Here is a 13,223-nt window from a genome sequence, read left to right as displayed (position 1 = left end):
GAACCCTCAAGTTGAATTGTACAATCAATAACCCAATTAGTAAAGGCAGCTGGCATATTTTACGCCAGCTGCCGAGGATTATTTCTCTGATTTTGATCCTTCTTTGTTGTCGATGCCGCGACCAGAATGGGCTGGTTTGGCAAAAATCATCCGCCCAGCTGCCGTTTGCAAGGCGCTGGTGACGATCACTTCGATGTGTTCGTTCATGTAATGCTGGCCATCTTCCACCACGACCATCGTCCCGTCATCTAGATAAGCGACCCCTTGCTGCCGCTCCGTGCCAGCTTTCACTACTAAGACGTGCATGCTTTCTCCTGGAATCACCACTGGTTTGACCGCATTGGCCAACGCATTGATATTCAAGACCGGCACATTTTGAAATTCAGAAACTTTGTTTAAGTTGTAGTCATTAGTCACAACGACACCATCCAGCAATTTCGCTAACTTGATCAGCTTGCTGTCGACTTCGGAAATGTCTTCAAAATCGCCTTCGTACATCTCAACTGCGATGCCTTCTTCTTTTTGCAAAGCATTCAAAATATCCAAGCCGCGACGGCCCCGGACCCGTTTCAAACTATCGCCAGAATCTGCGATGTATTGCAATTCATACAAAACGAAATTCGGGATCAGCAGGACGCCTTCCAAAAAGCCGGTTTTGGCAATATCATAGATCCGGCCATCAATGATCACGCTGGTATCCAAAATTTTGTATTTGTGGAAATGGTCCGCGATTTTTCTTTCTAGCATCTGCTGTTCATCTTGCTCTTGAGGCTCTGCCTTTTTGTTTTTCGGGGCAAAGACTTTTTTCCATTCATCGATCCGTGTCGTCCCGATCTGAAAACCGAGATACCCTAACAGGACCATCACTAAGATTGGGGCGATCCCGTTGATAAAAGGAATATCCCAATTGTAAAAAGGAATCGACACGATCACACCGATCATCAGACCGATGATCGAACCAATTGCGCCAAACAAGAGATAGGTTAAGCTCAATTCACTTAGTTTTTCTTCAATTTTGCGAATACCGGCTGCAATATATTTCGCTAATAGTAAAGATAATAAAAAGAAAATAAGGGCTCCAAGCAAACTATTAGTGATGTTATTATTCAGCCATTCATTTTGGGTTTGCCCAATGGCTTGCCATGCGATGGGCATCAGTGAGATCCCTAGACTTGCTCCGGCAAGTACCATTAGTGCGGTAATGACTCGTTTCTGCATACATGTTCCTCCATACTCCAGTAGGTTTCTTTTGTTCAAAAATCCGTGCTGCCAAACTGACTCCTTCCACCAGTCAGCGGCTGTCGGTTGGTTCAATGAATGAACCAGCAGCGTCAGGGCAAGAGGAAGGGAGATTGCCCCTTGCTCTTGCAGTGACTCCACTTTAACGGAAGACTTTCCGTAAGGTTTCGGCTAAGGTAGACACGCCTTCGACTTCGATGCCTTTTGGCGGCTGCCAACCAGTCAGATTGTTTTTAGGCAAATAAACTTTTGTAAAGCCCAGTTTCTGCACCTCTTTGACCCGTTGTTCGATCGCATTGACTCGGCGAATCTCACCCGTCAAGCCAATTTCACCGATAAAACACTCCGTCGGGCTGGTGCCTTTTTCTTTATAGCTGGAGGCGATACTAACAGCGATCGCTAGATCGATCGCGGGTTCATTTAATTTGACCCCGCCGGCTGCTTTTAAGTAGGCATCTTGATTTTGCAGCAGCAAACCTGCCCGTTTTTCTAAAACCGCCATGATCAGCGAGACCCGGTTGAAGTCTAGCCCCGTCGTCGTGCGTTTGGCATTGCCGAACATCGTTGGCGTGACCAGTGCTTGGATCTCCACCAAGATTGGCCGACTGCCTTCCATTGCCACTACGATCGCCGATCCGGTTGCGCCTTCTAAGCGTTCTTCCAAAAAGACTTGTGACGGATTAGCGACTTCTTTCAACCCGCCTTCTTCCATTTCAAAAATCCCGATCTCATTAGTGGACCCAAAGCGGTTTTTGACGGCCCGCAAAATCCGAAAGCTGTGGTGCTTTTCGCCTTCGAAATACAAGACGGTATCCACCATGTGCTCCAGCATCCGCGGTCCTGCGATCGAGCCTTCCTTCGTCACGTGGCCAACGATAAAGATGGCGATGCCATTGGTTTTAGCGATTTTCAGCAATTCTGCGGTCGTTTCTCGCACTTGGCTGACACTGCCTGCCACACTGGTGATATCCGGTTGGGTCATGGTTTGGATCGAATCGATGATCACATAATCTGGGCGGATGTTTTCGATCGCTTTACTGATCTCTGACATGTCCGTTTCCCCATAGAGATAAAATTCCGTGTCGATGGCGCCTAAGCGCTGCGCCCGCATTTTGATCTGCTCGGCACTTTCTTCTCCTGACACATACAAGACCGTTCCGCCGATCGCTGCTAATTGCTGGGAAACTTGCAAGAGTAGCGTCGATTTTCCGATCCCGGGATCCCCACCGATCAAAATTAAGGAACCTGGGACCACGCCGCCGCCTAAGACGCGATTCAACTCAGCGAGTTTCGTTTGGACCCGCGGTTCTTTTTTCGGTACGACATCGGCAATTTTCGTTGGCTGCATCTTTTGCCCCGTCAATGTCGTACGTACACGACGATCAGCGGTTTCTTGGATCACTTCTTCTACCATTGAATTCCAGCTGCCGCAATTGGGGCATTTTCCTAAATATTTAGGGGAACTATACCCGCAATTTTGACAGACAAATTGACTTTTTGCTTTTTTTGCCATTGATCTCCTCCACTACTTCTATCAAACAGACCCCCAGGCAGGATTTACTGATTCGAGGAGCCAAAGCCGCCGGTTCGGCTGGCAGTGGTTGTATCTTGATCAGCTTTTAAGAACGGCAAGAAAATTCCTTGGCCGATCCGCTCGCCTTTTTTAATGACGACATCTGTGGGGCCGAAATTGGTAAACTGGAACATAATATGCCCTTCATTATCTGGATTGTCATAGTAATCGCTGTCGATGACGCCGACACCATTCGTCAAGACTAAGAAACGTTTCAAAGGATTGCTGGAACGATTTGTCAGCTGCAAATACTCGTCTTCCCCCATATAGGCTTTGATCCCAGTGGGAATCAAGGTTGGCTTCAACTGTTTTGCGGTCTCTTTCGCAAAAAGCGCTTTGACCCCATCGATCACGCCCGCGACCCCATCGATCACGCCCGCTTTCCAAATGCTTGGCACCACGATTTCTTCCGCGGCTTCAAAGTCATAACCAGCCGCATGATGGGTGGCACGTTGAGGCAAGGTGATGCTTTTTTCTCTATATGATGTAATAATTTCAAATCCTCGTAATTTCATGGGTTCCTCCAATAATAAAACATATAGCTATTTTAGCATAGGAAGAACTATTTTCTTCATGGAAAACACATTTATCGAAAAGTCTTTACAATTTCTTCGTTTAAAATAGCTCAAAAAGAAAAAAGAGCATGACGAAACGCCCGTTTGCGAGTACAATAGAAAAAATATCAAAAAATAGGCGGTGGCATATGCGCGCAGATCTTTCAAACAAAAACCGAATCGTTGTAAAAATCGGCACCAGCTCGTTGATTTATCCCAATGGTGCCATCAATCTAGCTGGCATCGATGAATTAGCCTTTGTCTTAGCAGCTTTGCAAAACCAAGGCAAAGAAATCATCTTAGTTTCTTCCGGGGCGATCGGTGTTGGCATGAACAAGTTAAATTTGAAAGAACGACCCGTGGAGATCCCACAGCAGCAAGCCGTGGCAGCCGTTGGCCAATCGGAACTGATGACGATCTACAACCAGCGTTTTCAAAGCTATAGCCAGCAGACTGCACAAATCCTGCTGACCAGAGACATCATCGAATTTCCCCAAAGCCGTCAAAACGTTAGCAACACCTTAGAGCAACTACTTACGATGGGGATCATCCCGATCATTAATGAAAACGACACGGTGGCAGTAGATGAATTGGACCATCTCACCAAATTTGGCGATAATGACCAGTTGTCAGCGATCGTCGCTCAGTTGACGAAAGCCGAGCTTTTGATCATGCTTTCTGATATCGACGGCTTTTATTCCGCCAATCCGCTAAATGATCCTGAGGCTGTTTTGTATTCCGAGATCAATGAAATCACCCCGGAACTTTTAGAACAAGCTACGGGAAAAGGCAGTCCTTATGGAACCGGCGGTATGACCAGTAAACTAAAAGCCGCCCAACGCATCTTAGACTTGAACAGTCACATGCTGCTCGCTAACGGCAAGCAGCCGAAAATTATTTTTGACTTGCTCGCAGGGGAACCTGTCGGCACCCACTTTTATCAACGAACGGAGGATGAGCAATGAGCAACTTGCAAACGATCGGTCAACAAGCTCAAGCAAGCACCCAGACATTAAGCTTACTGAGTGCCAGTGAAAAAAATCACCTACTGGCAGCGATGGCCGATGCTTTAGAAAAAGCTACTGAGACGATTTTAGCTGCTAATCAACAAGACCTAGCTGCCGCAAAAGCCAAAGGAACCAGCCAAACGATGCTGGATCGACTGTTGCTGACAGAACAACGGATCACAGAGATGGCTAACGGCATCCGAGAAGTCGCCCAATTGCCCGATCCAATCGGTGCCGTGGATAAAATGTGGCGCAATGCTGACGATCTTTTGATTGGTCAACAGCGGGTGCCCTTAGGGGTCATCGGCATCATCTACGAAGCTCGTCCTAATGTCACCACTGACGCCGCTAGTCTGTGTTTCAAATCAGGAAATGCCGTGATTTTGCGTGGTGGAAAAGAAGCCTTCCACTCCAATCAAGTCCTCGTGACTATTTTACAAGAGGCATTAGCTGCCAATGGACACTCCCGCCATGCGATCCAGTTTATCGAAGACACGAGCCACGAAACAGCGGCTGAACTAATGCGTCTGACGGATTACTTGGATGTTTTGATCCCCCGTGGGGGCGCCGGCTTGATTCGTCGCGTCAAAGAGACCGCCACAGTACCAGTGATCGAAACCGGCACCGGCAACAATCATATCTACATCGATCAAGCCGCCCAGCTGCCGATGGCACTGGCGATCGTCACGAATGCAAAAACGCAACGCCCTTCTGTCTGCAATGCCATCGAAACGATCCTCGTCCATGAAGCAGTGGCAGCGGAATTTTTGCCAATGGTAGAACAGCAATTTGCCGATCAAGTCGAATTGCGAGGAGATGAAAAAGCGTTGGCGTTTTTGAACAATGCACAGCTTGCCACTGAAGAGGACTGGGCAACCGAGTTTTTAGACTATATCTTAGCGATCAAAGTGGTGGCTTCGCTAGAAGAAGCCATTGCTCACATCAATCGCTACAATACGAAGCACTCTGAAGCGATCATCACCGATGATTATTTCGCTTCCCAACGCTTCTTGAAAGAAGTTGATGCGGCGGCGGTTTACGTCAATGCCTCGACCCGTTTCACGGATGGCTTTATGTTTGGCTTTGGTGCCGAGATCGGCATCTCGACGCAAAAACTACATGCCCGTGGGCCAATGGGGTTAGAAGCACTGACTTCCACCAAATACATTATTTATGGCGAAGGACAGATCCGTAAGTAACGATATGCAAAAACAGCCCCCTGCTGTAGTGTCCCCAAAAAAGTTCGATCAAAAGCGAACTTTTGGAGGTCGGTACACCCGTGCAAGGGGTTGTTTTTGCGTCTTCTTATGCTTGTGCAGCCCGCAAAACGAAGGAAAGCGGGTCGATGCCAAACAATTCTGTCAGCACCCGATTGGTTGTGGCAAAAACGTCTGCTTCACAACTCTTTTTCGGACAAGCAATCGTCTGTCCTTTGCTGGAAAACATATCCTGGCGGCTGCCTTCTATGAAAATCACTTCTTGTGTTCCTTTGCGATAGATCAGCCCTTCGTCTTCTTCCAATAATAAGCGAGTTTGCCACTGATTGATTTGGGCGATGGGCATCACCAAGGAAGCAACATCCAAGTTTTCTAGCGAAAAACAACGACCATCTGGCAGCTGCAGCATGAAGGTATTGAGTTCATAAGGCAAACAAGCATTGCACCCTCCTTCTGTGATGACTTGGCTCGTGAGGATTTCTACGTTCATTCGTTTCGTCTCCTTTCATGAATGCTTCATGTTTAGTTTATCACAAAACCTATGGCCCACGGCGGAGCAATTATTCCGCCTTAAGTTGGATGTTTTTCTTCTTCCTTCTTGCTATGCTAAGGATAAGAAAAAAAGTCTAGGAGGAGTCGCTATGAATACAGAAAGTTTATTAGGAAGAATCGTTACTGTCGTGGCAGTTTTAATCGCAGCATCTCTTGTTTTATCTGTCGTATTAGGCATTGTTGGTGGGTTGATCGGATTGATCTTCCGTTTCGGGATTCCTTTACTGCTGGCCGTTTTGATCGTTCGCTGGTTAACCTCGATTCGCCAAAAACCAAGAAAATATTATCGTTAATTGCAGGAAAACCAAAACCACCTGACTTTCCAACAGTCAGGTGGTTTTTTCTATCAATCAGCCTAATGCGACATCTAGAACCATCATTAAAATAAAGCCTAACATGACGCCAAAGACCGCAAAATGGCGGCGACTCGTCAAGGTTTGCTGCGCTTCTGGAATCAATTCTTCCACCACCACATAAATCATAGCACCCGCTGCAAAAGCCAACGCATACGGCAAGACAGCGGACATACTCGTTACCAACAAAGCCCCGATCACACCCGCGATCGGTTCAACGATCCCAGATGCTTGCCCATACATAAAGGCTTTGGTTCGGCTTAACCCTTCTTGGCGCAAGGGGATCGAAACGGCTGCGCCTTCTGGAAAATTCTGGATCCCGATCCCGATCGCTACCGAAAGTGCTGCTAAGATCGCAGCTCGCGGATCATCAGCACTAGCCGCCGCCCCAAACGCTACCCCTACCGCCAAGCCTTCCGGGATATTATGTAGTGTGATGGAAAAAACCAGCAAGATCGTTCGCTTCAAATGACTAGGCAATCCTTCTGTTTCATGATTCGGACCAAAATGCATATGTGGGAGTGTCTTATCTGCTGCATAAAGAAACAAACCGCCCAAACCAAACCCGATACTGACCACCAGCCACGGAATGTCGCCATTTTCTTCGGCTCGTGCGATCGCAGGATCTAATAACGACCAGAAACTAGCGGCGATCATCACTCCAGAGGCAAACCCCAGCATTGTATTCAGGACATTTTTATTGATTTCTTTGAAGAAAAAGACTAGCGCTGCCCCAAGCGCCGTCATACCATACGTAAAGATCGTCCCCGCCAGCGCTTGCTGCCATGGCGACAATCCAACCAACCAATCCACCATTCGTCTGCTCCTTTGTCTGACTATTCTACCAATACTCTAGCATAGGAAGCCGTCAGGTTCTACTAGGAAGGCAGCAGCAGCCAAAATTTTTCTTTCACCAGGCCTATGCCTTTCCTGACGAAATCCTCGGCTTTACTTGAAAGTTTCAACATTCATCGCTATAATGCTAGGAGACTCCATGTCAATTTATATAAAGTGAGGAAAAGAATTGATTACAGTAAGTGATGTAAGTTTGCATTTTTCAGACCGCAAACTGTTTGATGATGTTAATATTAAGTTTACGCCTGGTAATTGTTATGGTTTGATTGGTGCAAATGGTGCTGGTAAATCAACTTTTTTAAAAATTTTATCTGGTGAGATCCAACCTTCGACCGGGAACGTTTCTTTAGGTCCTGATGAACGGATGGCTGTCTTGAAACAGAACCACTATGATTACGAAGAGTTTCCAGTGATCGAAACGGTCATCATGGGCCATAAACGTCTCTACGAAGTGATGAAAGAAAAAGACGCGATCTACATGAAGGAAGACTTTTCTGATGAAGATGGGATTCGTGCCGCCGAACTAGAAGGCGAATTTGCGGAACTTGATGGTTGGGAAGCAGAGCCAGAAGCAGCCGTTCTTTTGCAAGGCCTGAACATTCCCGATGAATTGCATCATGTCTTGATGAAAGATCTAACTGCTGGTCAACGGGTAAAAGTCTTACTCGCACAAGCCCTTTTCGGTAAGCCAGACGTCTTGCTCCTAGATGAGCCTACCAACGGATTGGATATCCAATCTATCAACTGGTTAGAAGAATTTCTAATCAACTTTGACAACACTGTCATCGTTGTTTCCCATGACCGCCACTTCTTAAATAAAGTTTGTACCCATATGGCCGATCTAGACTTCGGCAAAATCAAATTGTTTGTCGGCAACTATGATTTCTGGTTGGAATCAAGCCAATTAGCGGCGAAATTACAATCCCAATCAAATGCCAAAAAAGAAGAGCAGATCAAAGAACTGCAAGACTTTATCGCACGCTTTAGTGCCAATGCATCAAAATCCAAACAAGCAACGTCTCGGAAAAAAATGTTGGATAAAATCACCCTTGATGATATTCAACCTTCGTCCCGCCGTTATCCGTTTGTTGGTTTTAAACCAGAACGTGAAATCGGGAATGACTTGCTGCAAGTCGACAATGTCAGTGTGACGATCGACGGCAAAAAGATTTTAGACAATATCTCTTTCACCTTGAATAAAGACGACAAAGTCGCTTTTGTTGCCAATAGCGATATCACCACCACGACGCTATTCAAAGTCATCATGGGGGAAATCACTCCTGATACAGGTAGTGTTCGTTGGGGCGTCACCACGCAGCATGCCTACTTGCCAAAAGATACGACCAGCGAATTCGATACGGATACCCCGATCGTTGATTGGCTGCGTCAATACGCAAGCAAAGAAGAAGACGACAATACCTTCTTGCGCAGCTTCCTAGGTCGCATGTTATTCTCTGGTGATGAAGTATTAAAACCCGTCAACGTTCTTTCCGGGGGCGAAAAAGTTCGCTGTATGTTGTCGAAAATGATGCTTTCAAAAGCCAACGTATTGGTGTTGGATGATCCAACCAATCACTTGGACTTAGAATCGATCACCGCATTAAACGATGGTTTGATGGCCTTCACCGGCTCATTGTTGTTTGCTTCTCATGACCACCAATTTATTCAAACCCTTGCGAACCGTATCATTGCGGTCTCTAGCAAAGGCGTGGTGGATCGTGCCGAAACGACCTACGATGAATTCTTAGAAAACAAAGATGTCCAAAAACGCGTAGCAGAAATGAATCAATAAGCTGCTTTTGAAAAAAAGAACGCTCCAGTTGCCCGCCACCAAGGCTGCAACTGGAGCGTTTCTTTTATTTTACCTAGGTGCTTCGGGCATGTTGGGCAGGTTACGCTTGTTCTAAACGGGCTTTGCCGAATGAAAACAGCGCCAAGCAGCCGTAGCCGGTATGACTGGAGATCGTTGGACCTAATGGATAATGATGAATAATAATGTCAGGAACTTTTTCGGTCAAACGCTTGATGAGTTTCTCCGCTGCTTCGGCATCGCCAGCATTGGCAAAATAAACCGTATTGGTTTTTGATTCGTGAAGATTGGCGATGGTTTGATCCACGATTTTTTGGATCGCTTTGTTGCGTCCCCGCACTCGATCAACGCTACGTAATTTTCCCGCGGTATCTACGGTAATGATTGGTTTCACATTCAACAATCCACCGATCGCTGCGGCTGTTTTAGAGATTCTGCCGCCGCGTTCCAATTGTTTTAAATCATCGACGGTGACCCATGAATCTAAACGCAGTTTATTTTCTTCTACCCATTGGCTGACTTCCAGCAACGAACGCCCTTGGGCTTTTTGTTGGGCTGCTTCAGCCACTAAGAAGCCTTCGCCTAAACTAGCAGAGCGCGTATCGATCAAGGTGATCGCGACTTCTTTGTATTCTTCTTTTAGTAAGGCTACGGCTTGGACGGCACTTTGGAATGAGCCGCTCATTCCTGAAGAAAAACCTAAATAAAGGACCGGTGTGCCCGCTTCGACATATGGCCGAAAATATTCCATATAACGTCCGACATTGATTTGAGAAGTCGTCGGTTGCGCATGCTCTTTTAGTTTTCCTAAAAACCATTCCGTATCAAATTCTTTGCCCATATCATCGATATATTCTTTGCCATCTAATTCAATCAGCATTGGAATATAGGCGACATCTAGCTCCGCTAATCTTGCTGCTGGTAAATCACAGCAGGAATCTGTCATGATTTGAAACATGGTTTCACCCCTCTCGTTACCCCCTATTATAGCAAAAAAAGAACAAGACAGAAGAAATTCTCATCAAAAGCAGCCAAACTTATCGTTGACCGCTTCTGACACAGAAGTTCTTTGTCTTGTTCTGATGCTTTCGCGTCAGGTTAAATTTGCGCCCAAACACTTTCTAAGATGTTGGTTTGGCTGCGGTCTGGCCCTACCGAGAAGGTCGAAATGCGGACACCGACTAATTCAGAGATGCGGTGAACGTAATTGCGTGCATTTTCTGGCAGATCTGCCAATGTTTTGCAGCCAGTAATGTCTTCAGACCAGCCAGGAAGTTCTTCGTAGACTGGTTTGCAGCGGTTCAACTCTTTCAAGCTTGCTGGATAATGATAGATCAATTCGCCGTCTAGTTCATAAGCGGTACAGATTTTCACGGTTTCTAAACCGCTCAAGACATCGATCGAGTTAAGGGATAGGTTCGTAATCCCTGAGACCCGTTTTGAATGGCGCATCACGACGGTATCAAACCAGCCCACACGGCGAGGACGTCCTGTCGTTGTTCCGTATTCACGACCGATCTTACGAATTTGTTCACCTGTTTCATCAAACAGTTCCGTTGGGAAAGGACCATCGCCTACCCGAGAGGTGTAAGCTTTGCAGACACCAACGACTTTGTTGATTTTTGAAGGACCCACACCACTACCGATGGTGACTCCCCCAGCAACGGGGTTGGATGATGTTACGAAAGGATAAGTTCCTTGGTCGATATCCAGCATCACGCCTTGTGCCCCTTCAAATAAAACTCGTTTGCCTTCATCTAAGGCATCGTTAAGGATCACCGAAGTATCCGTCACATATTTTTTGATTTGTTGGCCATATTCGTAATACTCTTCAAAAATATCTTCAAAGGCGATTGGCTCTGCATCAAACATTTTCACGAATTGACGATTTTTTTCTTCTAAGTTGATACGCAGACGTTCTTCAAAAATTTCTTTGTCTAAAAGATCAGCGATCCGAATGCCGACTCTGGCTGCTTTATCCATATAGGCTGGTCCGATCCCTTTGATTGTCGTACCGATCTTGTTGTCACCTTTGGCATCTTCTTGCAGCTGATCCAAATGGATATGGTAAGGTAAAATAACATGTGCACGATCAGAGATCTTCAAGTTTTCTGTTATTATATTGTTTTCTTTCAAGTATGCTAATTCTTTAACTAATGATTTCGGGTTCACAACGACCCCGTTTCCAATGACACTGATTTTATCTGCATAAAAGATCCCTGAAGGAATCAAATGCAGTTTATAGGTCACACCGTCAAATTTAATCGTATGGCCGGCATTGTCTCCACCTTGATAACGTGCAATGACTTCCGCGTTTTCACTCAAAAAGTCCGTAATCTTTCCTTTACCTTCATCGCCCCATTGTGTACCTACTACTACTACAGATGACATATAATGACCTCTTTCTTTAATTAGTGCATTCCTTAAGTATTGTAACAAGATTCGCAAGCTCTTTCAATCTAAAATCGAATAATCGTTTTAAATTCTCATTTTTCAGGGGTAAAAAACGAACTATTTTCTTCTCATTAATTATTTATACACGTAAAAACGAATAAAGTCGACACATAAAAAAAGCCCTGCTGCCATCAGCGCAATGCAGACGGCAGCAGGAGCCTTGGTTGCTCACATCGTTGGTGTCTTACCCGAACTCTTCTCGCGGCGAGACCGAGGAGAACTTATTGTATTCTTTGATAAATAGAAGTTCGACCGTCCCCCGGGCACCACTCCGGTTTTTCTCAATAATGACTTCGATCACATTGTTGTTTTGTTGTTCTTCTGGTTCATCGTCATCGTCGCCTTCACTGCGGTAGTAGTCATCCCGATACAAGAAAGCAACGATATCGGCATCCTGCTCGATCGACCCTGATTCCCGGATATCACTTAAAACAGGACGTTTGTCTTGTCGCTGTTCCACACCCCGAGAAAGCTGAGACAATGCAATCACCGGCACTTTCAATTCCTTCGCCAGTTTCTTTAATTGGCGAGAGATCTCAGAGACTTCTTGTTGGCGGTTTTCGCGACCCGTTCCTTCAATCAACTGCAAATAGTCGATCAATATCAAGCCGAGATTGCCTTTTTCTTGCGCGAGTTTCCGACAACGTGCCCGAATCTCAGAGATCTTGATCCCGGGGGTATCATCGATATAGATATTGGCGTTAGAAAGACTGCCCATGGCAACGATCAAATTCCGCCACTCTTCTTCTGAGAGCTGCCCCGTCCGCAAGTGACTGGCCTCAATCGAGCCTTCCGCACAAAGCATCCGGTTAACCAATGATTCAGCCCCCATTTCCAGACTAAAGATCGCCACGGAACGATCGGTTTTCGTTCCGACATTTTGTGCGATATTCAAGGCAAATGCGGTTTTCCCTACCGCGGGGCGGGCAGCGAGAATAATCAGCTCTTCTTTTTGCAGCCCCGCCGTCATTTTGTCTAAAGCCGCATAACCCGTAGGTAATCCGGTGATTTCTTCATTGTTTTGCGCCAATTGATCGATCGTTTCGATCGTCCGATTCAAGACTTCCGCTATCGATTGGAAGCCATTACTGTTGCGCTTTTCGGATACTTCTAAAATACTTTTTTCTGCTTGATCAATGATCGACTGCACATCTTCATCTTGTTCAAAGCCTTTGGTTACGATACGGCTCGCTGTTTGGATTAGATTGCGCAACGTGGCTTTGTCGTCAACGATCTTCGCATAATAAGCAATACTTGCTGCTGATGGTGAAGCTTGACTCAATTCAGTCAGATACGTCAGACCGCCAACATCTTCAAGACTATTGCTTTTTTCAATTTCTGCTTTCAACGTGATCAAGTCGATCGATTCACTACGGTCGTTCAACTGGATCATTGCTTGAAAAATTATTTGATGGCTGCGGCGATAAAAATCTTCTGGGGCGATTACTTCCATTGCATCGATGATCGCATCGGCATCTAAAAAGACTGCCCCTAGGACCGCTTGTTCCGCTTCAATATCTTGTGGGGGAACTTGATTTTGCCAAACTTCATTCATGCCATTCGCTCCTTCGTCCATTCATTCTACAAGATTCCCATCCAAAGTACAAGA

The 13,223-nt window shown here is 46.0% G+C and carries 12 protein-coding genes; 4 read left to right on the top strand and 8 right to left on the bottom strand.

All coding sequences use genetic code 11. The features are described 5' to 3' along the window. Window positions 1-78 precede the first annotated feature (78 nt). From IGI94_RS00115 to IGI94_RS00105, 3 genes are all read right to left on the bottom strand, one after another. A complete protein-coding gene (locus tag IGI94_RS00115; protein WP_005232908.1) occupies window positions 79-1,218 on the bottom strand; it encodes a PIN/TRAM domain-containing protein in 1,140 nt (379 codons plus the stop codon). Between the two features lie 163 nt (window positions 1,219-1,381). After that, window positions 1,382-2,752, bottom strand: a complete 1,371-nt coding sequence (gene radA / locus IGI94_RS00110) for a DNA repair protein RadA (RefSeq protein WP_005226394.1) — start codon at window positions 2,750-2,752, stop codon at window positions 1,382-1,384. Between the two features lie 44 nt (window positions 2,753-2,796). Then, a complete protein-coding gene (locus IGI94_RS00105) occupies window positions 2,797-3,327 on the bottom strand; it encodes a dUTP diphosphatase (protein WP_438899283.1) in 531 nt (176 codons plus the stop codon). 188 nt (window positions 3,328-3,515) lie between these two features. On the opposite strand from IGI94_RS00105, the gene proB reads away from it, so the two are divergent. Together proB and IGI94_RS00095 are read left to right on the top strand one after the other, a co-directional pair. Further along, entirely contained in the window at window positions 3,516-4,331 is an 816-nt protein-coding gene (proB, locus tag IGI94_RS00100) for a glutamate 5-kinase (protein ID WP_005226390.1), read from the top strand. After that, the gene (locus IGI94_RS00095) at window positions 4,328-5,572 is read left to right on the top strand and encodes a glutamate-5-semialdehyde dehydrogenase (RefSeq protein ID WP_438899282.1); all 1,245 of its coding nucleotides are present in this window, start codon (window positions 4,328-4,330) and stop codon (window positions 5,570-5,572) included. The genes proB and IGI94_RS00095 overlap by 4 nt, the downstream gene beginning before the upstream one ends. Before the next feature lie 106 nt (window positions 5,573-5,678). Here IGI94_RS00095 and IGI94_RS00090 read toward each other — a convergent pair whose 3' ends face one another. Further along, complete coding sequence (locus IGI94_RS00090; protein WP_142437341.1) at window positions 5,679-6,080, bottom strand: DUF4809 family protein; 402 nt, start codon at window positions 6,078-6,080, stop codon at window positions 5,679-5,681. Between the two features lie 151 nt (window positions 6,081-6,231). On the opposite strand from IGI94_RS00090, the gene IGI94_RS00085 reads away from it, so the two are divergent. Continuing rightward, window positions 6,232-6,435 (top strand): hypothetical protein, encoded by a 204-nt coding sequence (locus IGI94_RS00085; RefSeq protein ID WP_008376766.1) that lies wholly within the window; start codon window positions 6,232-6,234, stop codon window positions 6,433-6,435. Between the two features lie 57 nt (window positions 6,436-6,492). On the opposite strand, the gene IGI94_RS00080 is transcribed toward IGI94_RS00085, so the two are convergent. After that, window positions 6,493-7,311, bottom strand: a complete 819-nt coding sequence (locus tag IGI94_RS00080; protein WP_005232914.1) for a ZIP family metal transporter — start codon at window positions 7,309-7,311, stop codon at window positions 6,493-6,495. Window positions 7,312-7,519: 208 nt separating this feature from the next. Here IGI94_RS00080 and IGI94_RS00075 point away from each other — a divergent pair, with 208 nt between their 5' ends. Beyond that, window positions 7,520-9,142 carry an ABC-F family ATP-binding cassette domain-containing protein gene (locus IGI94_RS00075; RefSeq protein WP_005226380.1) on the top strand — a complete coding sequence of 541 codons (1,623 nt, stop codon included), beginning with the start codon at window positions 7,520-7,522 and terminating at the stop codon, window positions 9,140-9,142. Between the two features lie 100 nt (window positions 9,143-9,242). On the opposite strand, the gene IGI94_RS00070 is transcribed toward IGI94_RS00075, so the two are convergent. The 3 genes from IGI94_RS00070 to dnaB all read right to left on the bottom strand — a co-directional run bounded on the left by IGI94_RS00070 (window position 9,243) and on the right by dnaB (window position 13,169). Then, entirely contained in the window at window positions 9,243-10,118 is an 876-nt protein-coding gene (locus tag IGI94_RS00070) for a DegV family protein (protein WP_008376769.1), read from the bottom strand. A 140-nt stretch (window positions 10,119-10,258) separates the two neighbouring features. Continuing rightward, window positions 10,259-11,551 (bottom strand): adenylosuccinate synthase, encoded by a 1,293-nt coding sequence (locus IGI94_RS00065; protein WP_005232916.1) that lies wholly within the window; start codon window positions 11,549-11,551, stop codon window positions 10,259-10,261. Window positions 11,552-11,798: 247 nt separating this feature from the next. Beyond that, window positions 11,799-13,169: a replicative DNA helicase gene (gene dnaB / locus IGI94_RS00060; RefSeq protein ID WP_005226374.1), complete on the bottom strand. Its 1,371-nt coding sequence runs from the start codon at window positions 13,167-13,169 to the stop codon at window positions 11,799-11,801. Window positions 13,170-13,223: the final 54 nt, after the last annotated feature.

Source organism: Enterococcus sp. AZ149, assembly GCF_051714285.1.
Classification (GTDB): domain Bacteria; phylum Bacillota; class Bacilli; order Lactobacillales; family Enterococcaceae; genus Enterococcus_D; species Enterococcus_D entomosocium.
Note: the sequence above shows the minus strand (reverse complement) of the source record. Positions and strands in the feature narration are given on the sequence as shown.